Below are 26,651 nucleotides of genomic sequence, written 5' to 3'. Positions count from 1 at the left end.
TTGCTACAGGATAAACGGAATCAACTTCCGGGTTTGTTGCTGATAGGCGGCATACGTGCCGGGGAATAGTTCATTCAGCAGGGTTTCTTCCTGTTCTATTTTCAGGTATAGCGCCATGGCGCAAACAAGCGTAGCGATGAGCGCGGCCGACCCGCCGGATACCAGGCTGGTGCCGGCCAATGCGGTGATAAAACCGGTGTATATAGGATGTCTGATCAGCCGGTAAGGGCCTTTTACAATCAGTTCGTGATCTTTTTTAGCCGCTACGCCGCCGCTCCAGTTGGTTCCCAGCAATAACCGGGACCAGATACACAAGGCAATACCACCGATGCAAAGCAGCGCGCCGGCAGCTTGTAAGGCTGACAAGGCTGGCAGTAACCGGGTACCCGTAAATAACGGCAGATATAACGAAACAAAAATGACGCAATAACCGATGAAGCCCATCCACCGCTGACGGGTAGTTCTCAGCTGCACGTTTTCCTTGGTGCGGTTACGGAGCGTTAACCAACAGCAGCCGAATACTAACCAGCAGTTACAGGTAACCCAGGTGAACAGGGTGGGGCTTTCCTTGAACATAGGAGATGGGTTTTAGCAGCTGAAGGTACGGGGGATATGGGAAATGAGCGGCGTTCATTTTATTCATTTTGGGGGTGTTTATGGAAAAAATGACGACGGTCGTCTGAGGGTTCATTATCCCGGAGGCATAGAGAGCAAAGGGCTACGGCATTAAATGAATATATAACCCCCATTTTTGAATTCTTCCTGGATATTTAATATAACGCTGCCACATATACGAAGACTTTTTTGACGATGGAAGTTGATTACCCCCACAGTGTACTGTAGAAAATTTACTACATCACTTTCATGAATTTACTACAAACGATTTGTTAAGGGAGTCGTTTTTTTGTCCCTGAAGAATGGCTGTAGCCATTTTCCAATGCTATAGGACGATAAAAACCAATGATCTATGAAAATTTCTACGCAAACCCTTTATCATCATGTGATCAGAAAGATGGCAGCATCTTAAGCCTTTTATCTGTGCAGCACTGAGCAACTACGCCTATACGGTGTAGTTACCCCTTATTGACTATTACGCTGAAGGACACTCCGAATTAATACAGACCATAATAACGCTCACCCGGTGCTAAAAATACCGCGACCGTCATCATTACAGATGACGAAGACAACGCCGCCAACCGGGTGATCAGCGTCACCAAAGACAAGGATGCAGCGGAACCCTCCACGCATGGCGCTTTCCGCATTGCCTTGCCGAAAGACGTTTCTGCTGCTGAAGAAATCAAAGTGAGCTATACGATCACCGGCTCTGCTGCCAACGGTGATGATTATACGATCGACGGAAGCGCTATCATCCCTAAAGGGGCGGAAGAAATATTCATACCGGTAACCGTGATCAATGATGATATCATCGAAGGGCCGGAAGACGTAATCCTCTCCCTGCAAGGCGGCACTGCGGCCATGCTGGGCAACTTCACTGCCAGCGCTACCGACGGTATTGCTACCGTTACCATAGCAGACGATGACGACGTGACAGGTAACCTGGTGGTAAATATTACCGCCACTAAGCCTAATGCCTCCGAACCGGCTACCCATGGTGAAGTGACGATCGCGTTCCCAGGTAAGCTCACCACCACTGTACCGGTTACGGTTCAATATTCAGTAGCAGGAACAGCAGTAGGCGGAACAGATTACAAAGCGCTCAATGGTTCCGTGATCATTCCTGCCGGAGAGCACAGTGTAACCGTACCCGTGGAAGTAATCGACAATAAAATACAGGATGGTACCCGCACGGTGAACTTCACTCTTACCGGTGGAACCGGCGGCGCCTGGAGCTTCGCGCCAGGAACAGCGCAAGCCACCGTTAATATCCATGACGATGATGTTCAAAGCTTCGACACCTGGAAAACTGTCGCGCTGCCTGCTGATAATACCAGCGGCGTGGCTTATCCGAACGAAAAGCTGACCTATACCATCTTCGTTCGTAATACCGGTAATATTCCACTTGCACAGGTAACTATTACAGACCCGGTACCGGCGAATACCATCTACGTAAGCGGTGGTACGCTGAATGGTAATGTGGCTTCCTTCACTATCAGCAATCTCGCGCCGGGAGCAACGGCGACGGCTACACTGATTGTAACTACGCCTGCCTCCCTGGATGGAGTGACTTCCATCACCAATACGGCGCAGGTAAGCGACGGCACTACGACCAAACCTACCGGAGGTTGTGACCCTGCCGCACCAGGATGTAACGGTCAGGCCGGTACGGTGATAGAAGCCAGCAATATCATTGGTGATCTGTCTGTTACCAAAACGGTGGTAAACCCGCCTATGGGTACTTACCGTATGGGGCAGGACATCACCTACAGCGTAAAAGTGAAGAGCAGCGGAACACAGGTATTCACCAACGTGGTCGTGGAAGACCTGTTGCCGCCTAACCTGGAAATGCCGAAATCTGTTCAGGTACAAACAGGACAGGTGGACAAAACCGCCGGTAAGATTACCTGGACCATCGCCAGCCTGCCTGCAGGCCAGGAAGTGGAGCTGATCATGGTATCCCGTATCGTGGAGGGAGGCAATATTACCAACCGCGTATCTGTAAAAGCCCGCGAACCGGAAACCGACAATACCAACAACACGGCGGAAGCCACCATTAAGGCCGATGGCGCTGATATCACCTTCCCGAACGTGTTCACACCGAATGGTGACGGTAAAAATGAACGCTTCATCATCGGAGGACTGGAGAAATACCCGGGATCAGCGATCTATGTTTACAACCGTTGGGGTAGCATGGTATATCAGTCCAAAGATTACCGCAACGACTGGAATGGCTCGCAACTGAATGAAGGAACATACTACTATGTTTTGGAAGTAAGGAAGCCGGAAGGAGTAGTTCGTTACAAAGGCTGGATACAAATATTAAGATAATGGAAGTGGCGGGCCGCCGTTCAGCGGCCTGCCTTCTGTATAGGTGTTAATAAAAGCATGATACAATGCAAAACAAATTAAAAGCCTGGTGCGCCGCTATATTGCTGCTAACTGGTATACAGGTGAAAGCACAACAGAACATCCAGTTCAGTCAATACGCGTTCAATGGACTGTCTGTAAACCCGGCCTACGCCGGATATAAGGGGGATTTATACCTCAATGCCTTTTATCGCCACCAGTGGGCCGGATTTCCCGGCGCACCGCAAACGGGCGGTATCTCCCTGGATGGCCTCACCAGTGCTGCCGGTGAAAGGGTGGGGCTGGGTGTGCAAATGATGTTTGACAAAACCGGTCCGCAGGAAGCGCTCTCCTTATATGGCTCCTACGCTTACCGTATTCCGCTGGATAATGAAGATACCCGCCGTTTGTGTTTTGGTATAGGCGCCGGCGTTACCCAATATAGTATTGATGGTACTGCCTTGCGGTATGTAGATAATAATGACGATGCCATTCCGGTAGGGAAAGTATCGCGCTGGATACCGGATGCCCGTTTTGGTATTTATTATTACACGCCTTCTTTGTATATTGGCGTCTCCGTGATGGACCTTTTGTCGCTCTATACTGATGGAAGCCGTTTTGCCTGGAAGGGCAATACCTATGAAACGATCCGGAAAACACAGCATACTTATCTGACAGCAGGCACGGTCATTACATTGTCTGAAAACCTGAAGCTGAAACCGACGATGATGTGGAAAGAAGATTTCAAAGGTCCGTCCAGTGTGGATTTAAATGCTTTCCTGCTGATCTCGGAAAAGTTATGGGTAGGTGGTTCTTACCGTACCAGCATGAAGCTGTGGAATAAATCGAACCTCGATACCCGTTTGCAGCAGGTGAATGCTGCCAGTGTTATCCTGGAATATTTCGCTGCCGACCGTTATCGTTTTGGTTATTCCTATGACCTGAATGTGAACCGGATGGCCAATTACCAGGCCGGGTCGCATGAAATATCTATTGGTGTCTTATTTCCATCCAAAAGATATAATGTCAGCAGCCCCCGTTATTTCTAAACTGATTATTTAAAAAATAAGCCCTTGAAACTGTATCATCTTTATTTCAGGAAAATCTACGGTAAGGTATTCGTCGTCCTGTTGGCTTCCTGGTTGCCATTGCAGGTGGTAGCGCAAGAGCAGAAAAGCGTGTTGCAAATGGCTGAAGAAGCCTATGCCAGGCAGGAGTATGCCCCCGCAGCTGCACTTTATGAAAGACTGGTCCAGCAACGAGGCAAACGGGTGAAAACAGCCCAATTGATGAAACTGGCTGCATGTTACCGGGAAGTCGGGTTATTCGACAATGCGGGTAACTGGTATGCCAGGATCACCACATTGCCTGATTGTCCGCCGGAGGCCTGGTTCGCACTGGGTGAGGTGCTACGCAACCGCGAGCTGTATGCCGAAGCTAAACAACAGTATGCCCGTTTTACGTCGCCGAAGGCCGACAGTATGCAGCTGAAGGCGCTGGCCTTACGTGCCTGCGATAGTGCTTTGGTGTGGAAGCAACAGCGGGCAGATGTTACACTGAATCCTGTTAAGGAACTGAATACGGAGAATTCCGAAATTATCAGCGGGGTGGTGAAAGATGGGCTGCTATTGATCTCCAACGGTTATCGCAGTATGCAGATGAATGATAAAATGGAAAAACATCCGGCTGCCGACAAGCGGACTTTACAACCTTACTACAAACCTTATATTTTCAAACAATACAGTGTGGGCGACTCCAATGTATTGCTGGAGGAGCTTTTCCCGCAGTTGCTGGGAGGGTACCGGTATCATATTGGTCCGTTGTGTATGAACAAGGGGGAGGATACCTTGTATGTCACCATCAATGAACAGGATAAGGTGTTGCCTGATAGTCTGCGTGGACCGGTAAGCGGTATTCGCCGGCTGAATATTTACCAGTCAGTCAAACAAAATGGAAAATGGACTACGCCGGTGTTGCTGGCCAATATCAACAAAGCAGGCTATTCTTCCGGTTATCCGGTATTGGCGGAGCAAGGCGGTATCCTGTATTTTGTGTCTGACCGGCCGGAAGGGCAGGGGCAGTCTGATATCTGGTATAGTGAGAAGCAGGCCGATGGAAGCTGGGGAGAACCGGTTAACTGTGGTCCGGTGCTGAATACCGTGGCGGCAGAGGCTTTTCCGACGATCAATGAAGACGGGGCATTATATTTCTCCAGTAAAGGACATCCTGGTATGGGGGGATATGATGTGTTCCGGGCTATTGGTAGCCGGGCGCAGTGGCAGGAGCCTGATAATATGAAAGCGCCGTTTAATACTGGTGGCGATGATATTGGTCTTATCCTCAAACGCAATGCCTATGAGGGTTTCATCTCTTCTAACCGGCAGGGTGGTACAGGTGCGGATGATATCTATGCCTTTAAAGATGCCTATTTCTTTTCCAGGTTGCGGCCTGCGGGGGGATCATCTGATGGTGATGATCGTAATGGGAGTAATAGAAATAACGGCAATAACGACCACGGCGGCAATGGTAATAATGGCGGTGGTAACAGCACCAATGGTCATACCGGTACCGCTAAAACAAACGTTCCCCGTAAGTTGACGCCTGAAGAAGAGAAAGATAAGGCCGAACTGGAGAAGTTGCAGTTCTTTTATAAATTCAACAGTACCGAACTGCTGACAGAATCCAGGCGTATACTGGATTACGTGGCGGGTATTATGCAACGGCATCCGGATTGGAAGCTGGTGGTTGTTTCGTATACCGATAGTCGTGGTACCGATACCTATAACAGGGATCTGTCTACCATGCGTTGTTATGCGGTGATCAATTACCTGGATGACAAGGGTATTTCACCTAAGCGTGTTTACTATCGTAATATGACCCGGGATGGTATTGCGAATGGCTGTTTGGATGGAGTGCCTTGTAATGAATCACAGCATCAGCAAAACAGGCGTTCTGAATTGAAAGTCATTTATTGATTTATAATTTATTGATTTTTAGTCAGATACATATATTGCAGTATGGCAGATTTGCCTTGCAGGTTAGTTGGCCTGCAAGGCTTTTTTATATCTCTTCCTGATTGTACAGGATTTCCCTTATTTTTGACGCCTGACTAAATGAATAAATGGAGAAGGAGCAATATTTTGACATTGAAGCACCGATCATTCCTGGGGTAAGTCTGGGTGGCATTCAACAGGGAATGGAGGTAAAAGGGCTGGAGAAGATGTTTCGAACGGACCAGTACTTTGCCCGTGATAAAAAGATCAGTCTCGTGACAACGCCTTCCTTGCGATATATAGAATATTGGTATATGGGTGGTATCATCCGTCTGAAAGTGGACATCTATGATGGCAGAATCACCAATATTATTGCCACGAAAGGTTATCAGGGTACCGTCAACGGCGTACTTCGTGTAGGCATGACGGTACGTGAAGTGCTGCAGGTAGATGCCGGCTTTAGCTGTTATTCTCCTCCGGGCGGCCTGATGAGTCCTAATTTCCTGGGTATCTGTCTTTATTTTACACCTAATTTCGATGCCGAAACAGATAGCCTGTCGGATTACATGGATAATAAAATCCTGGGCATCGGTCTCATCAATGAATTTAATGCAGAAGGAGATGATGTGTATGTGATGTTATATGGGTTAAACCATCCCCGGTTTAACGGTTAATTTCTTAATTCCATATCGTAGCGGTCCAGTCCCGGGCCAAAAAAATCCGGGGTGATTTTCGTCACCTCAAATCCCAGTTTCTCGAAGAAAGGTGCGGAATGTTGAGAGGTATCCAATTGAATGGTACATGACGGACATATCTCCCGGATAACAGCTACTCTGTGCAGCAAAAGTTTTTTACCCCATCCTTGTTTATGGTATTGCTGGTGGAGTAGCCCCCAGGTCATGATGGCTGTCCCGTTGCCACGGATATAATAACCGCCACAGCCAATTATTTCGTTGTTTAATGCGAGTACGTAGTAACATTCGTTACGATCGGAAAGGTCGCGTTTCCCTTGTTCTTCCAGCCAGGTATCAAAGTCTGTCAGTTCCCCGGGTGCGAAGAACTTGGGCATGTTGCTACGGAAAGCCGCGAGGCAGGCAGGTTTGTCGGCAGCGGTGTACGGTCTGATAATCATGCTATGAAGGTAGGGAATTATTATCAGGCGGTGATATGGTCTGCCGCTACGTGTAGTAAAATATCCTGGCATCGCGCGCCGAAGAGTGCCTCTTCTTCAGGGGTATTAGCCGGTGTGTTAAGGAGGGTATTCAACTGTTGTTGTAGTTGTGTGCTAATTTTTCCGCTGCCATAGAGCCATGATTTTTTCTCGTCGAAATTATCCTGCCAGTGTTGGGTTTGTGTTAAAAGCCTTTCGTCGTTGAGAGCTTCGGCAGTGTATTCCAGGCGGATGATTTCCTGCCGGCCTTGTGTGAGGATGACGGAAGAGTATTCAGTACTGCCGTGGGAAATGCCGTATTCATCGGGTTGAAGGAGTACCTTACCTTGTTCTATAAAACGGGTGTAAAGCGTTTTATTGGGAGAGGTTTCGAAGACTAGTTTGGGCGTTTCTTCCTTAATTAATAACGTTCTTCTTTTTTCAGTGAAACAGACCATCCAGCGTAGTGTACATCCGGCATATTTCTTTGTCTGAAAGAGAATGCCAACATCCTTGAAATGTAAGAATGATGTAGTTGTAAACTGTTTGATATGGTTACAATAATAAAAAGGAACGGCTTTTTCTTTGGTAAAACCTTCCGGTTCGGTTTCTGCAATACTTAGCATCATAATATACGCATGTTTAAAGTTGAGGGAAAATAACTATCAAGTTATGATGCCGAACTGTTGAAATGACCGCAGTCACAAAAACTTAACATTGGCTGTAATATAATACTGTAAAAGGTCTTAAGTTGGTTTGTTTTTATATGTGTGTAACATGTTAGCAGTGTGATTTCATAATTTGTATGTTATGACTTATTTGGATGACCACCTTAAAACCGCTTTCTAAATGTCCCTCGTCCATACAATAGAGTTTGTTGTTGCTAACGCGCCCAATATCCATTTCAATTCTTCAACAGTAATACCGGAAGAATACAAGCCATACCTGTCTGCTTTTGCAGATGCACAACTGTTAAGTTCTTCGAAGGCGGATATTCTTATTCATCGTTATGAATCCAGCGGTTCATCCATCATCAATGCCATCTTTTTTGTACGGGAAAAAACAATTCTGGAGACGCAACTACGGCATTCCTTTCACGTATGCTCCTGTATGATCCAGGGAACGGCGGAGGCTTCCATTAAGGGACTGGAAAAGACACTGTTGTATCAGGGGCAGTTTAATCTCCTTGAGATAAAGCCGGATAAACTCATCCTGTATTTTGAGCCGGGTATTTATGAATGGCAGGGCTTTACTTTTTCAAGAAAACAGATCGGTGATCTGGCGAGCTTGTCTCCTATGCTCAATAAATGGTTGTTGTTGATCGATGGCCTTAAATCGGCGATAGTAGGCCGGCATGCAGGTATTATACAGGAAGAGATGGGAAACCGTATCAGGGAAATTAAGAGAGGTAGTATTCCCGGCAAATTAAAAGCATTATGGGTACAGCATAAAGTATTTGAGGTGCTGATTTGGGTAGTAAGCTATTTTGAAGGAGAACAACAATCGGATGTGGCCAATAATGATTTTCTATTATTCGCCGGAATTAAATCCTATATCGATCAGAACCTGGATATTCCCCATACAGTGGCTGAATTGGCGCACATGTACAACATCAGCGAGTCCCGCATAAAAAAAGGGTTCTCTAAATATTACCAGATTCCGATCAGTAAGTACCTTATCAAACAGCGGATGGAAACAGCCGAAAGATTGGTGCGGGAATCAGGATTAAGTATGAATAAAATAGCCTATATGCTGGGATATGGCTATCCGGCGAACTTTACCCGGGAATATAAAAAATACCACGGTAAGCCCCCCGGGGGCGCCCGTTAACATTCCAATGTTAACTTTTGAAAAATGCCCCGAATGATTAGATACTATTTCCAAAATGAATATTTTGTTATTTTTTTATTAAGGAACTTTATATCGTTGACGTTATCACCAGGAAAATAAGAAAGCCCGACAAGAAGAACCTGACAACTTTATCAAAATAACCGTTAATTGATCCTGGTGAGTACCATTAAATATTAAAGAAGATGCAGCGAATAGCGGTCATGAGACCACCTGGTCTCTGATAGCTTTGTTATGCCAATGGATGCTATAAGTAATCCCGGTAAATAGTTTTCATAGTTGTGCCCTGGTTAAATCATGCCATGATTTTTATGGCGAGGGTATCTTATTGAATAAAAGAATAAATATGATAAACGAATTGAAGGAAACACACAACCAGAATGTAGATCAGCAAAATGGTTTCCACCACCTGCTTGATGAAATGGGTATTCCTTATGTGGAGGATGATGCGTACTTACATGTAGGGTCGCAGGTGACCGAATCTGGATGGATATTGTATCTTTCTGTGAGGAGCCAGGTTGTTGAAGAGATGATAAGACGAGTGCTGCCCATTTTGTTGCAGCATAAAGTCAGCTTTGGATTTACTAAAAGCCTATCTGTTGCGAAAGATTATAATGATTTCTGGAGAGGCATTGATTATGTAGGGAAAATTATGACTATTTATTCGATAAACGAAGTTTTGACTAAACACCTGATATATGAATTGTCGGCGGTGGTAGTAGGAATGGAAGGGCCTCAGATAAATAATGCGATAAGACTAAATGAGAGTGTTTATGTGGCGCGTATTTTCTCGCAACCGCCAGTGGAGGGTATACCCGTAATTGTAACGGGGATGCCACCAATTAAGAAACTGCCGTTTAAGGTTGATCCTAAGTATCGATATTGGAAAAGGAAACGGTTACTTAAGAATAGGTATGTACCGCTGTTTATGGTTGTTCATTCGCCGAAAGGTGACTTGTTGAAGTCTGTCGACCTTAAAGGACTGAAGTTTAACTGGTGTTTCATTAAAGAGGGTAAAAAGAGAGTGTTTCTTGACCGTAATGGAAGAGACATAAAAGATAGACTTAGATGGCAGGCAAAAGCCTTGTCGGAGGTGCAGGATCATATTAATGTACCTAAAGTTATCGACTTTTTTGAGCAGGGAGAGGAGTGTTATTTGGTGATGGAGTGGTTGGAAGGTGTTGATTTAGGCCGGAAGATTGATGAGTTAAGAAAGGATGTGCCATGGGTAGATGTTACAGATTCTATTAGGCGGCAGCTGATGACGTATTATATAAAGGCGTTACAAATGATGGAGAAAATGCATGCTATCGGATATGTTCACAGAGACGCAACAGCCGCGAACTTCATGATTTTAGCATCGGGAGAAGTGTATACAATTGATCTTGAGTTAAGTTATAACTATGTAAAAGGCGAGCCAGCGGTCCCGTTTTCGTTAGGCGCTTTTGGATATGTTGGACCAGAGCAGATACGAGAAGAATCGCCTACAGTTAAGGAAGATGTATTCACCTTAGGAGCTTTGATGATACACATTGTAACTGGGGTACATCCATCTGCTTTTATTAGTAAGGAATGTGAAATAAAATGGGACGAATTGCTTTTGCATGTGCCGGATGTCAGGTTAATGTCATTAATAAGGCAATGTTTAGATATGAATCCTGGTAATCGACCGGTCGTAGCCATCATAAGAGAAACGATTGAAAATATTTTCTTTAAATAACATCTATGAAAAAGAACCAGATATTAGAGATTGCTGCTATCGCATATATATTGCTTTTTTCCTATGCTGCTGCCAGTAAATTACTTGATGTAGAGTTATTCGTCTTTCAGCTGGAACGGCAGGCTTTTCCCGCTTATCTGATTCCCGTTCTATCTTGGGGGATTCCTTCGGTAGAAATTGTAATTGTTTTATTACTCATACTGCCCCGATTTCGGCTATTGGGATTAAAATTAGCAACAGGATTAATGTTGGTGTTTACAGGGTATATCTCAATGGCTGTGATGGGGCTATTTAAAAATATGCCTTGCAGTTGTGGTGGGGTTATAAGCGCCCTTACCTGGAAAGAACATCTGGTATTTAACCTGTTTTTCCTTTTGTTGGGAGCCATTGCAATATGGCCTTCAGAACTCAGAAGGATAATTAAACTAAATAAAGATACTACTGCGCATAGTACAGGAGTCAACCTGTAAAAAAATGACAAGTCCCTTATTAAATAACCTTTTAAAAAATCAGTTTTATGAAAAAGATTAAAATTGCTTTTGCTGCATTAACTGCTATTATTGGTATTGGTGGTGCTTATGCTACTACTGCTGATTCTGTTAACCGTGTTGGTACAATCTATAGGTGGCATACCGTAGGTGGCAAAGTTACTTTTAGTGGTACTACCGTTGCTGCTAGAGTAAATTGTCCTGCACCTAGTGGTGTAACCTGTTTGTACGGTACTGCTCTCAACAAACCAACCGCTTTTGTTTACAAGCCATAACCGTTTCATACAAAGGAGACAGCAGGACTGTCTCCTTTGTATTTTTTTGAAAATTAACCTATAATCCTACATATAAAATGCTTGCAAAATGAAGAAATTACGTATAGCTTGGACTGCTGTTAGTGCCTTGTTAGGTATTGGTGGAGCTTATGCTACTGTGTATCAGGGTGCAGCAACTGTAATTCATATACCATACAATTGGTACCTTACCAATGGTCAATATGCCTTTAACGCAACTATAAACGTAGCAAAGGCGATATGCCCGGCCGAGAATGGTGTTACTTGCCTGATTGGTACAGCCAGCAAATATTCTTTGGCAACAACATTTGTTTTTAAGCCCTGAAGGGTAGCCGAATATAGTGTTCCCTCAGCCACTACATATCTTCCAATATTATTCTTTCCTCGTTGCGCATTTCCAGATTTAAATCTAACCCATATTGGTTAAGGCTTTTCTTTAGCTGATTGATGTCTGTTGAATGAGGCACAACGAGGTTTACGATACCGTCATACCCGGTTTCGTTGATAACATTATACGGGAGGTTATTGTACAACCTATTTCTCATTACTGCATAGATTCCAATATTTTTGACTATAATATTGTTTCCTTCTATGTCATGGCTTGAGTTGGTGTCATCTTTATCTTTGGATTTAAATCTTTCAGTTGTCTTAGTGCTCGAAAGTACGTAACAGGGAACAAGTTCCTGTGTCAGACTGCTTTTTAGACCGAAAAAGTTGTCCAGCTCCCGTTTCATTAATTGTTGCGCCTTTACTTCGGATGTATCTTTAATAATCACTTCAAAACAATATATGCCCTTCATGGTAAGTATATCGGGTATGAATTTGGTGCTATCCTTATATTTGTTGGTTACTTTCATCGGTGTATGTACGCCTCTACGTTTATATGCTACTTCATACATAGTATGAACAGGGCAGTTTTGACAAAGTATTCTGCCTTCGCCAGTTGTCTTGTCAAACGATACCTTTGATATGCCCGGTAGCTGCGGATCTGCTTTGCCAATATACAGGTAATATAATTTTCCTTTCCCTCCGCTATACTCATTATCCACGAGTAAAAGCGGTTTTCCTGCTATTTTGGGGTCAGTAATTTCCTTTTTTTCCGGAATATTTAACGGCTGGTTGTTGATGAATTTTTCGATGTTGGAGGGGGTAACATAATAGTGCGAAGAGATAGCCTTGATGATGCCATCTTTTCCAATCCATATTTCATGTGGCTCCATTGTGTGTGGAAATAACTTCAATAAATCACTGGTCGTTTCTATATTAGTGGCGATGGGCAATTTGGTTTTACTCAGGTTGACATTTTTTGTGAATGTTTTTTTTACGGTTTCTTCATTGTCCAGGGTTGCACACAAGATGTTGAATTCATTATGATAGCTCTTCTGTAGAGTGTCTAATTTAGGGATAAACTCGAGACATGGTCCACAATTGCTGAACCAGAAATCTATAATGAGTGGTTTATTATTGAAGTCAGTTACCAGATTTCCTTTTTTCCGTTGATGATTAAGCAGTGATCTTAAAAGGATGTCCGGGCACTTGTCGCCAATGTTGAGTTTCTGCGCTTTTATCGGAAAGGAGGCTGCGATACTTAGTAGCAGAAAAATGATTATGCGTAGCTTCATAACAGTTATATGTTTTGTAAATGAGTCTCGTAATTAGTTGTAGCCATTGTTTTGAGTCAGATTTTTGTTAAGCCGCATTTCCTGGTCTGGAATTGGATATAGTGTATCGGTATCCTTCCAGCCTGGCTTTATAGACTGGAGGACCAGCCTGGCCTTATTAAATCTCTTTAGGTCGCACCAGCGGTTTCCCCATTCTGCCATCAATTCTACTTGTCTTTCTTGTAGGATTGCCTTTAGCGCATCATCCATGTTCTGGTTCGTAGTGATGTCGCGTAAGATGGATGTATCATTTCCCCGTGCTCTGCTTCGTAATATGTTTAAATCTGATATTCCTGCCGGAATTTTCCCTTGTCTGATAGCAGCTTCTGCTCTGATAAGATATTGTTCCGCCAAACGAAACATAACGTAGTTTTCTGTAATAGTAGTTGATGCTGAGGAGGCTACTTTATATTTATAGGGAAAGTAATACGATTGACCGTTTACAGCTTTACTGCCTATCCATGCTATTTTTCTGGGATCGCCTACTTCAAACGAGTTTAATAGTTTATCAGTGACCAGGTATCCTGGCATGACATCCGCATCAGGATTAACAAATGCAGAGCCTTCACCGGTATTGGAACCTGCCGCAACGGATTGGAGCTGCCATATGGCCTCTTTGCTGCCGGCAAGGAATACCTGGTTTAAATCTGGTTCCAGTTTGTAAATATTAGCGCTTATAACGTTGTTGGCTTCCTTTTCTGCCAGTTGCCAGTTATTGGTATAGAGGTATACTTTTGCTAATAAAGCAGATGCGGTGTAGCTATTGGGGCGTAAGCGACCGGCAGAAGGATAGGCTGCACTTAACAAGCCCTTGGCATCTGTTAAATCAGAGATGATAAAATCGTATACTTCACTTGGTTGACTTCTTCCTTTGATAGCTGCCTGATGATAATCAGACTGTGTGATAAGGGGAACGCCTCCGAAAAGCTGAACTAAATAAAAATATGTAAGACTTCTTACGAGTTTTGCCTCACCCAGGAGTTGTTTCTTTAACGCCGGAGTCAGATTAGTACTGTTGGATAGTCCCTCTACACAAATGTTTGTCTGGTATATTATTGTATAAGCAACAGACCATAACTTGTATTGATTAACAAAGTTAGTGGTGGAGATAGCATTATTCTGAAATTCTGCATAGTCGGAGGTGGGATTTGTACAGGTGAGCTCATCCGCAGTTAGGCTGCCGCATACTGTGGCACCACCGCCAATTATATTGAGGCCATAGGCGGATAGCGCAGAATATATACCCAATATCGAAGAGGTTGCGCTTGCATCATCCTTGAATAATTGTTCGGTGGTGATTTTTGTAGCCGGATCTCCTACGTCTGCAAATTTGTTGCATGCACAACTGAAGATTATTATACAGGCCGACAATACACAAATAGGGGAGGTAAGTATGAATAGTTTCCTGATAATCAGTAGAAGTTTGTTGATAGTATGCATAGTATGTGTTTTTTGGACGTACAAGTAGTTGAATGCCTTACGTTCATCACAGGGTAAGTTGTATACCACCTGCAATGGTTTTTAAAGTAGGAATTCCATAAATACTTTGTGATTCAGGGTCTCCCGGATAGTCAGTGATGGTAAATAAATTTTGAGCCTGCAAATAAACCCGGGCGGATTTCATGCCGATGATTTTGAGAGGCGCTGCAGGGATATTATAGCTAATACTGATGTTTTTTAACCTTATGAAGGACGCATCGCTGTATACTGCGTTGGATCTTGCATAGAGAGAAGCCTGTTTATAAGCTTCACTATTTGTAGTTGCAGTAAATTTTTCATAGGTAGCATCGTCTCCTGGTTGTTGCCATCTGTTAAATACGTCAATGGATTGGTTATACATTAGTCCCGGGTAATTACGAGCCAGATATGTGGCTGCTCTTATGTTTTTCCCAAACTGTTTTCTGAAGCTAAATAAGAGGTTGAGTTGGAAGTTCTTGTAGATAAAATCGGAAGTGACGCCACCGAAATAGTCAGGATCCAGTTTACCACCATATTGAAAATCCTGTGAATTGAATCTACCATCTTTATTGACATCATTAAAGGTATAGGTACCTTTTTTTGTATCGATTCCTGTGTATTGGTAGGCCTTGATTAAATTGACAGATCTTCCAATCTCATAAATATTGGCGTAGCTGGAGTTTTGAAGATCAGGGAACGCCAGTAATGTATTAGTTGGTATGGTTAGATTGGCGCTTGTAGTCCATTTGAAGTTATGGGTATTAATAATTTTGAGATTCATTTCCAGTTCCCAGCCTTTATTGGAAATTAAGGCTGGGAGATTTTGAGTAATGCTTGAAAATCCCGTTTGCGAAGGGAGCATGTAGCTTACCAGTTGGTTATCACTTTTGTTTTGATAGTAGGCGGCAGATATTAATAACCTATCATGCAGAAACCCTAGGTCCAGCGCAACTTCGAGTTTTTTGTTCCGCTCCCAGCTAAATGCGGGATTAAATGGATTCTCGGGCTTGAGCGCGATGCCTCCTTGATAGGGAGGTGTTACGTCGCTCGACCAGGTTGATAGGTATTTATAGTCCCCTATTTGATCATTTCCGGTAATGCCATAGCTACTGCGTATTTTCCCATAACTGATAAGATTAAGTTGATGCAGGAATAAGGATTCATTACTGAAAATCCAGGCGGCTGCAACTGAACCGAAATTAGCAAATCTTTTGTCCGGACCAAAACGTGAGGAGCCGTCCCGGCGCCCATTAAGGTTGATGATATATTTGTTGGCGTAAGTATAGTTGATTCTGGTAAATATAGCTTCATAACGATATTTGCTTTCGTCGGAGAGTTTATTGCTTAAAAGCGGACCCGCGCTTACAGATCCCAATAGTATGTCGGATGTGTATCCGGCAAGCATTAATGCCACGTTGTCTTTTCTGCTTTCCTGCCAGGTGCTTCCGAGTAAAACATCCAGTTTTCCTTTGAATATTGAATGGGTGTATTCAAGCTGAGGTTCAATGATAAAGCTTTTAAAGTTACTGTTTGAAAAAGAAGCTGATCCTGTGGAGTTGGTGCTGGGATTGAAGGTGGAGATAGGGACTTTGTTTTTTTCGTTAAGATAAAGCATGTTTAAACCTGCACTGGTGCGAAAGACTAACCCATCTGTTATTTTAAAATCAACCGTAAGGTTGTTTAAAAAATTTTGAGAAACGGCACTATAGCTCGTTTGAAAAACGGCTAAGGGATTTTGAAAGGTTGTTGCTCCCTTGGTCCAATTCAAATGCCCTGTTGAGTCGTACAGCTCTGGTATATTAGGTGGAAGTGTCATGTTAAGTACACTCCCGCCTGCCAGGTTGTTGTTGTCAAAGTTGACGATTGTGGATAGTTTAACATCAATTCGGCCACCAGGGGAGAGATGTCTTAGGTTGAACTTTATGGATGAATTATTGTCGGCTACACTGGTAGGTAGTACCGTTGTCTCTCTATGGAAATTACCTCCAATGAGAAATTGTGTTTGCTGATTGCCTCCGCTGAGAGATAAAGCTCCATTTAATACCTTTGCAGTACCACCATAAAGTAATTTGGGCATATTAGTGTAACGGGTTGTGTCCCAAATCATGAGGTCGGGTGCATACCCCGGTCGTCCAGGAGTGGCATTGGGAGTGAGCCCATCATTCTTAAATGCTTCGCGGCGCACGGCGAGGTATTGCTGCGTGTTAAGCAGTTCTGGCAACCTGGAAGAAGTACTTGCTCCCGTATTGAAGTTGGCATTTAGTGTCATCTTGCCAGCCTGAGGCTTACGTGTAGTGATCAGTACAACTCCATTAGCTCCACGGCTTCCATAGATGGCAGTTGCATCTGCATCCTTTAACACTTCAATGCTTTCAATTTCAGAAGGATTAATAAGGCTGAACGGACTAAGGCCCGCATCACCCTGTGTTAAAATTGAACTAAGACTATTGATATTATTGTTGTTTGGTGCGAATGGTATTCCATCAATGATATATAATGGTTCGGAACCGTTAGTCAGTGAATTCTGGCCACGTATCTGTACTTTTACAGAAGCGCCTGGTGCGCCACTGCTTTGAGTAACCAGCATACCCGGTACTCTCCCTTCCAATGCTGCCAATGGATTGGATACAGGCTGCCTGCCTATCTCCTCTGAAGTTACCTTACTAATTGAGCCTGTATTGAGACGTCGTGAAGTAGTACCATACGCCATCACCACCGTTTCATCCAGCCGGTTGTCTGCTACATCCAGCTTAACCTGAATCGGCGTGTTGGCCAATGCGGCAACAAGTCTGGGAGCATAACCTGTATAACTGATCTGTAACAGGGATCCTACCGGAACATTACGCAATGAAAATTTTCCCTTCTCATTGCTGATAGTCCCTTTCTGCGTTGATTTCACAATGATGAATGCACCAGGCAAGGGCGCTCCATTCTGATCCCGTACCTCGCCGGTAACCACATGACCCGCCGAGTCCGCCGGAGCTGCGGTTGTTGGCGCTGCTGTTTTCTCCGGTTTTAATACCACTGTTTTAGACCTGAACTCCCACGTAATACCCTTCGGTGAAAGCAGCTCCCGCAGCACCTCTTCCAGTGGTTCCTTTTTTACGTATATGCTTACCCGATAGTTATCCTTTATCTGGTTGTTGTTATACATAAAAATAAGCCCTGTTTGTTTTTCGATGCCTTTAAATACACGGGACAGCGGGACTTCGCTGAAGGAAAGCGTTACCTTGTGCTCGCCCTGACTCCGGGCCGCCACCGGGAGAACTGCCAGTAGCAGACTTCCGAAAAGAAGGGGTGCCAGTAGTTTACGAAGTCTTCCCGCATAAAGGAGTAACGTTAGATTCATGACAATGTGTTGATAGGTTTGGATAAAATATTTTGTTGTATAAATTCAGGTACCTCTGTAATGAAGACAAGAAATATTTTATCCTGGCCTAACTGCCGGAGAAGTTTTTATATTAACTTAATGTTATGCGGTTACAGAAAATTAACAGTCAGAATTTTTATAATTCAAAAATGCCATCGTTATTTGCATATCAGATTTTCATAACAACCGATTAACAAATTTCTTTTCATCCGTTCTGGCGTAAACTCCTTCTAAATATTATTTTCATGTAACAATAACAAGCATAGCTATAGTACGTTACACTGGTTGTCTGACGGAAACACATCCCATACCTGCGCTCAATAACCTTTTACGGTTGATAAACTGTGCCCTGCTTTAGCAGATGGCCTTGTTTATTCTTTGCCGGGATGTTTCCATAGATACCTTTTAATGTATGATTAGCTGAATACACCCTGATGAAGATATACGAAAACGATATGGTACTATGGCAACAGCTGAAGGAGCGCGATCCGGATGCCTTTGCCTTTATTTATACTACTTACCGGAAATGGTTAATGGTCGTTGCTTATGGTATCGTACAAAACGAAACGGAGGCGCAGGACCTGGTACAGAAGTTTTTTGAAGACCTCTGGCAGATGGATTGGAAGAACAGCAGCGACCTGACAGGACCTATCCGCAATTTCCTCTTCATCAGCATCCGTAATCGCAGCCTCAACCAGGTCAGAGCCAATGAAATACAGCGGAAACGTTATGCCCAGGTACAATTGCCGGAAACATTCGAACCACCTGCCAACATACTGGAAAACAAAGAACTGCAACAGCAACTGTCGCACGCCATGTCGCTACTGCCAGCGGTAAGAGCCAAGGTTTTTAAGCTGGGATACCTATATCACTATTCCCGGCAACAGATAGCCCACCAACTCGGTATCAGTGAAGCCACTGTAAAAAACCATATGGCCCTTGCCTTGAAGGACCTGAGAAACCTGTTAAAAAATAATGTACACTGAGGTTAGCCCGATGTGTCAGAAAAAGTGTCTTTATTAAAGTAATGAGAAGTAATCTGGATATACAACAGCTGATGACGGAGAAAATCGGGGGCATTATCAGCGCCGCCGATGAAGCCTACCTCGACCACCTGATCGAATCAGATAGAGTGGTGGCTGCTGCGTGGGATAATACGAAAGACTTATATCGCCAGGAAGATATTGACAACCATTTTCAACGATTTGAAACGCTTCCCTGGCAGGAAATGCCTTTTCAAACGGTACTCCCTGATCAGAAAATAAGACAATGGATAAGCCCCCTTGCATGGGCGGCTGCCATCGCTCTGCTGATATCAGTAACCTCCGCATGGTGGCTGGTGCGGTCGCATACGCCGGCAAAACCATCGCTCGCCCTGTCTGAAACACAAGGTGATGTACAACTGCAAACCGGTAATGGCCAACTACTGAACCTCTCAAAAGATACCGGCCTTCTTCATACCGGCACTTTACAGGCAATCAACACCAATAATACGCTTTCAATGCCCGTTAGTACTATCGGTGAAACCACTGGTAATGATAACTTAACACTGACGGTCCCGATAGCCCAACATTATTCCATCAAATTGTCGGATGGTACCGTCGTATCATTGAATTCCGTTTCCAGCCTGCGGTTTCCGGTACCGTTTACTGCCGGTTCCCGTGAGGTATATCTTACCGGTGAAGCCTACTTTGCTGTAGCCCACGACGCTACCCGACCATTCCTGGTACATACGCCGCAAGGTACTGTACAAGTGTTGGGAACAGCCTTTAATGTAAATACCTACGATAGTACGGTGGTAAAGGTATCTCTCGTAGAAGGAGCGGTTAAAATGGAACAAGTGGCATTAAAACCAGGGCAACAGGCGGTTGCCAGCACCTCCGGTATCCGCGTACAGCCTTTCGATGAAACAACGGAACTCAGCTGGCGCCAGGGCATCTTCTACTTCTCCAATACCTCCCTCGCCGATATCGCCCGGATACTACCCCGCTGGTTCGGTACCCCCATCATCATGGACAACCCGCATATCGCCCGCGAAACCTTCACCGGCAGCGTGGAAAGAAGCCAGCCGATCACGGTTTTCCTGGAAAACCTGAAGTCAACAACTACGGTAGATTATTATTTCGATAAAACCGGCCAACTGCACTTTAAATAGCCGACTACTGATCCAACCACTGTTTAAACAACGGTACTTTCTCTTTGCTGACCAGCACTTCCCGCTCAGGATCACGCTTCAGCCTTATCTGCAGCTTGCCGTTAAATGAATGGAGTATACGGTCTATACTGTGTACGCCGATAATATGTTGCCGGTTGGCCCGGAAAAACTGGACAGGGTTTAACTGCTCTTCAAGCTCGTCCATCGTTTGGGTAACAACAACCTGGGATTTGTCTTTTAAAACGAGATAGGTAACACTGTTGGCATAATAAACAAAATCTACATCTTCTACGAGTACGGTACGGTATCCATCCCGGAAAGGCAGCATAAAACGGGTACGGTAGCTGACTTCCTTCTGTTTAAAAAACTCCAGTAATTGCTGTACCATCTCGGTAGGTCCTGCCTGTACCGGCTGCCGGTGGATCTTATCCAACGCCTGCCGCAGGTCTTCTTTCTCTATTGGTTTCAGCAGGTAGTCTATACTGTTCACTTTAAACGCCCTGATGGCATATTCATCGTAAGCGGTGGTGAAAATAACAGGGCATTGCAGGGACACCTGCTGAAAAATATCAAATGATAACCCATCTGCCAACCGGATGTCCATCAATACGGCATCGGGGTGTTGGTGTTCCTTAAACCAGGCTACACTACCGCTCACGGTGTCCAGCATGGCTTCTACAACTGCATCGGGACAGATATCCTGAACGAGGTTCTTTAACCGGGTGGCATTCGGTTTTTCGTCTTCGATGATCACAATTCTCATATCGGTAATTTTAAAAATCCAGTAATGGCAGCGTGACTATAAACATCCCGTTTTCTTCCACTACTACCGGTGTCTGGTCGGAGAGCAGGGCATAACGGTTCCGGATATTTTCCAGGCCCAGTTTGGTTGACGGGATCACATTGGGGATACGCTGGGTATTATTGCTGACAGTTAATTTTCCTTCTTCGCTTTGATAAATATGTATATGCAGGGGGTGTTCTCCGGTAGCCACATTATGTTTGATGGCATTCTCTATCAGCAACTGCAGCGTGATAGGTGGGATGCCCCGGCCGGAGATATCGTTGGGTACGTCTATCCGGATGTCCACATTGTCGCCATGACGGATACGGATCAGGTAGATGTAGGCCTGTATAAAACGCAGCTCTTCTTTTAGCGTGATAATATCATTCGGCAAATTCACGATCATGTAGCGGTACACACGTGACAGGTTCTCCAGGAAGGATAAGGCTATTGTTTTGTCTTCTTCAATCAGCGCGGATAATGTGCTGAAATTGTTGAACATAAAATGCGGGTCCAGCTGTAACTTTAAGGACTGCAACTGTGATTGCATGGCTATCTGCCTTAAATCCGCCGCTTTAAGCTCTAGCTCTGAGGCCTCCAGCATCGAGGTTTTCCAACGCTGCAGGAAAAAGTTGCCGGTATGCACGGCGCTGATCAGGATCGACAACATCACGCATACAAAAACAAATTGCCATTCGTCCAGTTTTTCCGGTATGGTAGCAGGCTTGTTTTCAGGCGGACCGAAAATAAGGGAGAGGATAACATATAGGATGCTGAGCAGAATACCCACAGAAACAATCTGACCAAAAAGCTGGGCAATAAAACGCCGGATAGGCCAACGTTCCCAGGGAATACGGCGGTCCATCCACCGGGAGGTGATCAGGCTCGCTTCTGTAATCAGCCAGCAGAAAATCATCATAATGGTCCACTCTATCAGCAGTTCTTTCCAGCTCTGTTTAAACATCCTGGTCCAGGACTCGCTGTAGGGATTCACCAGGTAGGACAACAGGTAGTACAGGAGAAATATCATCGGAATGATAAATATCCGGTAATACCTGTTGAACATCTTTTCTGCCATGTTATTTTTGCTCATTGCTTGTTTTTAGTGCATCAACGGGCCCTAAATATAAAGTAATCAGGTCTATTTCCAGCCTCCGCCCAGTGAGCGGTACAATTCCACGACAGCACCCTGCTGTTCGCGCTGTACGGAGGCCAGGTCCAGTTCACTCTGCAATACGTTGCTTTGTGCACTGATTACTTCCAGGTAGGTAGCCATACCACTTTGAAACAATAAGCCGGCATTTCTGGTGGCGCTTTGCAGCTTGTCCACCCGCAGCTGTGTCATCTCTTGTTGCGCTTTGAGCTTGTCTATCTTCACAAGGGCGTCTGATACTTCTCCCACCGCTGTTAATACCGATTTCCGGAAGTCGATGGCTGCTTTCTCCCATTCTATTTTAGCCGTTTCCCATTCTGTCTTTAATTTCCTCCGTTGGAAGATCGGCTGCGTAATACTGCCGGCTACTGTTTCAAAAAGGCTGCCTGGTATGCTGAACCAGTTATAGGCTTTAAAAGTATTAAGCCCTGCACTGGCAGTGATATTAAGGGCCGGGTACATGCTGGCCTGGGCGATGCCGGCTTTGGCATTCGCCACTTTAACGGCCATCTCGGCTGCCTGTACGTCGGGGCGTTGACTAAGCAGACTGGCGGGTACGCCGGCTTGTAAAGGGCTGCCTGTTACAACGGATGAAGGCCGGTTGCTCCGGGCAATGCCGGCAGGCAATGTCCCGGTAAGAATGCTGAGTGCATTCTCCTGGAGCGTAATCTGGCGCTCCAATTGGGGTAACAGGGCGGCAGCCACCTGCCTTTGGGCGGCGGTTTGTTCGATAGCGAGACTGTTGATCAGACCGGACTGAAACTGTAACTGCATCATGGACAGGGTACTGTCGTTCAATGCCAGGTTCCGGGCAGCGATGTCCCGCTGGCGGTCCAGCATCAACAGGTTATAATATCCCTGGGCTACTTCACTGACAATACGGGTCTGCACGGCATGAGCGGCTTCGTTGCTCAGCAGGTAACCAGCCAGGGCAGCTTCTTTCAGCCGGCTGATCTTACCCCAGGCCACTACTTCCCAACTCAAACCTACGTTGGCGTTGAAGTCGTCCATATAACGGGTACCCATAAACTGATCGGCCATGGAGCCATTCAGACTGTTTTTGGAGGGGTAACTGCGGTTGGCCTGTATGGTCAGATTGAGGTCCGGCAGATTGCCCAGCCTGGCGGACTTGAGTGTCTGCGCGGAAATCTCTGTATTCTTCAGCGCGGTCTGTATATCGAAGTTGTGCGCAATGGCGCTGTCGATCAGCGTTTGTAACGCCGGATCGGTGAAAAATACTTTCCACGATACCTGGCCGATATTGTTGCTATCTGCCGGCGCCGGAATGCTCCGGTACTGCTCCGGCAATGCCGTTGCCGGCCGGGTAAAATCTTTGCCCACCCTGCAGGCCATCACCGTACAGGAGAGTACGGCCATGGCAAACAACAGTGATTTATTGATAGTCATTGTATACTGATTTTAGAATATGTTTACGCCGTAACGGGTTCTTCTTTGATGGTCACCGGTTTGTGACGGGAGACTTTCTCCTGCAGGTACTGGAACACGATGAACAATACCGGGATGATAAATACCCCCAGGATAACCCCGGACAACATGCCACCTGCAGTACCAATACTGATGGAGTGGTTCCCCAACGCCGAAGGTCCTTTTACGAACATCAGCGGCATCAGACCTGCCACAAAGGCCAGGGATGTCATGATGATCGGACGGAGACGCAGTTTGGCAGCTTCCAGCGCGGCAGACAACAGGGTTTTACCTGCACGGCGCCGCTGTACGGCGAACTCCACGATCAAAATGGCGTTCTTGGCGAGCAAGCCAATGAGCATCACCAGCCCCACCTGTACATAAATATTGTTGTCGATACCGGTCAGGTTGATAGCGAGAAACACGCCCAATATACCGGTAGGGATAGACAACAGTACGGCCAGCGGTAACAGGTAACTTTCGTATTGCGCTGCCAGCAGGAAGTAAACGAATACCAGCGCCAGCACGAAGATGAACACCATCTGGTTACCGGCTGTTTTTTCTTCCTTACTTAAACCGGTCCACTCATAACTGAAGCCAACAGGCAGACGGGTAGCGGCCAGCCGCTCTACGGCGTTAATGGCATCACCACTGCTGTAGCCCGGTTTAGGCATGGCGTTGATGGTGATGGAGTTAAACAGGTTGTAACGGTTCATCATCTCCGGGCCATACACTTTTTTAAGCGTGATCACACTGTTCACCGGCACCATCTGTCCCTGATCATTTTTAACGAACATCCCTTCCAGGCTGGACGGGTTACCACGGGAACCGGGTTCCGCCTGCACCATTACGCGGTAATATTTACCAAACCGGTTGAAATCATTGGCCTGGTTACTACCGTAATAGGTCTGCAAAGACATCATCAGGTCACTCACACTCACGCCCAGCTGTTTGGCTTTTACGGCATCTACCACGATCTCGTACTGGGGGAAGTCGGCCTTAAACATGGTAAAGGCAACGGCTATCTCCGGTGTTTGCATTAACTCGCCGATGAATTTATTGGCTACTTCGCTGAACTTGTCCACCGGGCCGCCGGTGCGGTCCTGTAATACCAACTCCAGGCCGCTGAAGGAACCGAAGCCGGGTACGGTAGGGAAGGTGAACACACTGAAAGTCCCTTCCTTAATGGCTGCCAGTTTTTCGGTGAGCACACCCACGATGTCATCTATTTTGCTGATGTCGCCACGTTCCTTGATAGGCTTCAGTTTTACGAAACCCATGGCGTAAGCGGGACTGGCGCCATTACTCAGGATATTATAACCGGAGATACTGGTCTCTGATTCTACGAAGGACATCTGCCGCAGAATGCTGTCTGCCCGGTGCAATACTTTGGTGGTCCTGTCTAAACCCGCTCCCGGAGGGAGTGACAGCGAGTAGGCCACAAAGCTGCCGTCTTCATTAGGGATAAAGCCTTTAGGGGTGACCTGCATCAGCCATGCCGATACGGCGGTGATGATAGCCAACAGCCCAAGACCTACCCATTTGTGGGAGATCAGCCATTTCACCGCACGACCGTATTTGTTGGTCATGGCCTGGAAACCAGAGTTAAACGCGGTGAAGAAACGACCGGCAAATCCCTGGCGTGCCGGGGCTTTACCATCGTGACTGCCTTCGCCGGCATGGGTGTTCTTCAGGAAGAGGGCACACAATGCAGGACTAAGGGTCAGTGCGTTCAGCGCGGATATCAGGATGGCGATGGCCAGCGTAAAGGCAAACTGCCGGTAAAACACGCCGGTGGGGCCTTCCATAAAACCTACGGGCAGGAACACGGCAGCCATTACCAGGGTGATAGATACGATCGCACCGGTGATCTCGCTCATGGCTGATAGCGTGGCAGCCCTGGCGGGAAGGTGCGATCGCTCCATCTTACTATGCACGGCTTCCACTACTACGATAGCGTCGTCCACCACAATCCCGATGGCCAGCACCAACGCGAAGAGCGTCAGCATATTGATGGAAAAGCCCATCAACTGAAGGAAAAAGAAGGTGCCTATCAGTGATACCGGTACCGCAATAGCCGGGATCAGGGTGGAACGGAAATCCTGCAGGAACAGGAACACGATCACGAATACCAGTATGAATGCTTCTATCAGGGTAGATTTTACCTGCTCGATAGAGATGTCCAGCTGCTCCTTGGTGCTCATGGTCACATTGTAATGTATCCCTTTGGGGAACGTTTTGGAGGCATTGTTCATCACTTCGCTGATAGCGGTCTGTATAGCGTTGGCATTGGAGCCATTGGTCTGGAAGATGGCCATGGTTACGGCATCTTTACCGTTCACCCGGTTATCGGTGGTGTAGTTGGCAGATCCCAGCTCAATACGGGCCAGGTCTTTCAGGTACAGCACAGAGCCGTCGGGCGCTACGCGGATCACGATTTTTTCATACTGTTCAGGGAGATTAAATTTCCCTTTATAGTTGATCACAAAAGACAAAGGTTCGTTGGTACCCTCCCCGAATTTACCGGGAGCGGCTTCCAGGCTCTGGTCGCGGATAGCGTTCATCACCTCGGTGGTGGTTACGTTATAGGCGGCCAGTTGCTCGGGCTTCAGCCATACACGCATGGAGTAGTCCTTGGCGCCGAAAATCTGCGCCTGGCCTACACCCGGAATACGTTTGATCTCCGGTATAACATTGATCTTGGCGTAGTTCTGCAGAAAAGCTTCGTCGTATTTTTTGTTGTCGTCACTCACCAGGTCGAGGATCATGATCATCCCGTTCTGTTGTTTGGTGGTGGTAACGCCGGCCTGTATTACTTCCGGCGGCAACTGGCTTGTCACCTGGGCTACGCGGTTTTGTACGTTTACCGCGGCCTGGTCAGGATCGGTACCCAGTTTAAAGAAAACGGTGACCATACCCATACCGTCATTGCTGGCGGTGGATTGTATATAGGTCATGTTCTCCACGCCGTTGATGGCTTCTTCCAGCGGGGTAACTACCGAACGCAGCACGGTTGCGGCGTTACCACCCGGGAAGGTGGCGCTCACCACTACGCTGGGTGGAGCGATGTCGGGAAATTGGGTAACCGGCAGGCGGGTAAGCCCTACGATACCCAGGATAACCAGGATCACCGATATAACGGTAGCAAGTACTGGTCGTTGAATGATTTTATTCAGCATGGCTTGTATT

General features: G+C 45.9%; 21 protein-coding genes. 11 read left to right on the top strand and 10 right to left on the bottom strand.

The annotated features are described in order from the left end of the window. Positions 1-3: 3 nt before the first annotated feature. Positions 4-576 (bottom strand): methyltransferase family protein, encoded by a 573-nt coding sequence (locus ICL07_RS01925; RefSeq protein WP_188086261.1) that lies wholly within the window; start codon positions 574-576, stop codon positions 4-6. 624 nt (positions 577-1,200) lie between these two features. On the opposite strand from ICL07_RS01925, the gene ICL07_RS01920 reads away from it, so the two are divergent. The 4 genes from ICL07_RS01920 to ICL07_RS01905 all read left to right on the top strand — a co-directional run bounded on the left by ICL07_RS01920 (position 1,201) and on the right by ICL07_RS01905 (position 6,631). Then, on the top strand, positions 1,201-2,946 hold the full coding sequence (locus ICL07_RS01920) for a T9SS type B sorting domain-containing protein (RefSeq protein WP_188086260.1): 1,746 nt from the start codon (positions 1,201-1,203) through the stop codon (positions 2,944-2,946). 65 nt (positions 2,947-3,011) lie between these two features. Then, complete coding sequence (locus tag ICL07_RS01915) at positions 3,012-4,013, top strand: PorP/SprF family type IX secretion system membrane protein (protein ID WP_188086259.1); 1,002 nt, start codon at positions 3,012-3,014, stop codon at positions 4,011-4,013. Positions 4,014-4,037: 24 nt separating this feature from the next. Further along, positions 4,038-5,939, top strand: coding sequence for an OmpA family protein (locus ICL07_RS01910; RefSeq protein ID WP_188086258.1), 1,902 nt, complete (start codon positions 4,038-4,040; stop codon positions 5,937-5,939). 146 nt (positions 5,940-6,085) lie between these two features. Continuing rightward, positions 6,086-6,631 (top strand): hypothetical protein, encoded by a 546-nt coding sequence (locus tag ICL07_RS01905; protein WP_188086257.1) that lies wholly within the window; start codon positions 6,086-6,088, stop codon positions 6,629-6,631. Here ICL07_RS01905 and ICL07_RS01900 read toward each other — a convergent pair. Next, positions 6,628-7,089: a GNAT family N-acetyltransferase gene (locus ICL07_RS01900; RefSeq protein WP_188086256.1), complete on the bottom strand. Its 462-nt coding sequence runs from the start codon at positions 7,087-7,089 to the stop codon at positions 6,628-6,630. The two genes, ICL07_RS01905 and ICL07_RS01900, sit on opposite strands and share 4 nt — an antisense overlap. 23 nt (positions 7,090-7,112) lie before the next feature. Beyond that, positions 7,113-7,736 (bottom strand): hypothetical protein, encoded by a 624-nt coding sequence (locus ICL07_RS01895; protein ID WP_188086255.1) that lies wholly within the window; start codon positions 7,734-7,736, stop codon positions 7,113-7,115. A gap of 220 nt (positions 7,737-7,956) precedes the next feature. Here ICL07_RS01895 and ICL07_RS01890 point away from each other — a divergent pair, with 220 nt between their 5' ends. From ICL07_RS01890 to ICL07_RS01870, 5 genes are all read left to right on the top strand, one after another. Continuing rightward, a complete protein-coding gene (locus ICL07_RS01890) occupies positions 7,957-8,937 on the top strand; it encodes a helix-turn-helix transcriptional regulator (RefSeq protein ID WP_188086254.1) in 981 nt (326 codons plus the stop codon). Positions 8,938-9,301: 364 nt separating this feature from the next. Beyond that, positions 9,302-10,675: a serine/threonine protein kinase gene (locus ICL07_RS01885; RefSeq protein ID WP_188086253.1), complete on the top strand. Its 1,374-nt coding sequence runs from the start codon at positions 9,302-9,304 to the stop codon at positions 10,673-10,675. A 5-nt stretch (positions 10,676-10,680) separates the two neighbouring features. Further along, positions 10,681-11,145 carry a MauE/DoxX family redox-associated membrane protein gene (locus ICL07_RS01880; protein ID WP_188086252.1) on the top strand — a complete coding sequence of 155 codons (465 nt, stop codon included), beginning with the start codon at positions 10,681-10,683 and terminating at the stop codon, positions 11,143-11,145. Positions 11,146-11,192: 47 nt separating this feature from the next. Continuing rightward, positions 11,193-11,438 (top strand): DUF6520 family protein, encoded by a 246-nt coding sequence (locus ICL07_RS01875; protein ID WP_188086251.1) that lies wholly within the window; start codon positions 11,193-11,195, stop codon positions 11,436-11,438. A gap of 88 nt (positions 11,439-11,526) precedes the next feature. Then, the gene (locus tag ICL07_RS01870; RefSeq protein ID WP_188086250.1) at positions 11,527-11,781 is read left to right on the top strand and encodes a hypothetical protein; all 255 of its coding nucleotides are present in this window, start codon (positions 11,527-11,529) and stop codon (positions 11,779-11,781) included. A 31-nt stretch (positions 11,782-11,812) separates the two neighbouring features. On the opposite strand, the gene ICL07_RS01865 is transcribed toward ICL07_RS01870, so the two are convergent. The 3 genes from ICL07_RS01865 to ICL07_RS01855 are packed head-to-tail and all read right to left on the bottom strand — an operon-like array spanning position 11,813 to position 17,924. Continuing rightward, positions 11,813-13,078, bottom strand: coding sequence for a TlpA family protein disulfide reductase (locus tag ICL07_RS01865; RefSeq protein ID WP_188086249.1), 1,266 nt, complete (start codon positions 13,076-13,078; stop codon positions 11,813-11,815). Between the two features lie 33 nt (positions 13,079-13,111). Next, entirely contained in the window at positions 13,112-14,557 is a 1,446-nt protein-coding gene (locus ICL07_RS01860) for a RagB/SusD family nutrient uptake outer membrane protein (protein WP_188086248.1), read from the bottom strand. A 46-nt stretch (positions 14,558-14,603) separates the two neighbouring features. Next, positions 14,604-17,924: a SusC/RagA family TonB-linked outer membrane protein gene (locus ICL07_RS01855; RefSeq protein ID WP_188086247.1), complete on the bottom strand. Its 3,321-nt coding sequence runs from the start codon at positions 17,922-17,924 to the stop codon at positions 14,604-14,606. A 455-nt stretch (positions 17,925-18,379) separates the two neighbouring features. Here ICL07_RS01855 and ICL07_RS01850 point away from each other — a divergent pair, with 455 nt between their 5' ends. Next, positions 18,380-18,931: an RNA polymerase sigma factor gene (locus ICL07_RS01850; protein WP_188086246.1), complete on the top strand. Its 552-nt coding sequence runs from the start codon at positions 18,380-18,382 to the stop codon at positions 18,929-18,931. A 41-nt stretch (positions 18,932-18,972) separates the two neighbouring features. Continuing rightward, positions 18,973-20,100, top strand: coding sequence for a FecR family protein (locus tag ICL07_RS01845; RefSeq protein WP_188086245.1), 1,128 nt, complete (start codon positions 18,973-18,975; stop codon positions 20,098-20,100). Between the two features lie 4 nt (positions 20,101-20,104). Here the strand turns inward: ICL07_RS01845 and ICL07_RS01840 are convergent, their stop codons facing one another. Genes ICL07_RS01840 through ICL07_RS01825 form a run of 4 tightly spaced genes read right to left on the bottom strand, consistent with a single transcriptional unit; the run spans position 20,105 to position 26,641 of the window. Continuing rightward, on the bottom strand, positions 20,105-20,863 hold the full coding sequence (locus tag ICL07_RS01840) for a LytR/AlgR family response regulator transcription factor (protein WP_188086244.1): 759 nt from the start codon (positions 20,861-20,863) through the stop codon (positions 20,105-20,107). A gap of 10 nt (positions 20,864-20,873) precedes the next feature. After that, the gene (locus ICL07_RS01835; protein ID WP_188086243.1) at positions 20,874-21,977 is read right to left on the bottom strand and encodes a sensor histidine kinase; all 1,104 of its coding nucleotides are present in this window, start codon (positions 21,975-21,977) and stop codon (positions 20,874-20,876) included. Positions 21,978-22,025: 48 nt separating this feature from the next. Further along, complete coding sequence (locus ICL07_RS01830; RefSeq protein ID WP_188086242.1) at positions 22,026-23,444, bottom strand: efflux transporter outer membrane subunit; 1,419 nt, start codon at positions 23,442-23,444, stop codon at positions 22,026-22,028. Positions 23,445-23,467: 23 nt separating this feature from the next. Next, positions 23,468-26,641, bottom strand: a complete 3,174-nt coding sequence (locus tag ICL07_RS01825; protein ID WP_188086241.1) for an efflux RND transporter permease subunit — start codon at positions 26,639-26,641, stop codon at positions 23,468-23,470. Positions 26,642-26,651 lie beyond the last annotated feature (10 nt).

The organism is Chitinophaga qingshengii (assembly GCF_014529935.1).
Classification (GTDB): Bacteria; Bacteroidota; Bacteroidia; order Chitinophagales; family Chitinophagaceae; genus Chitinophaga; species Chitinophaga qingshengii.
The sequence above is the reverse complement of the archived record's forward strand: the minus strand, read 5'-3'. Positions and strand labels throughout refer to the sequence as shown.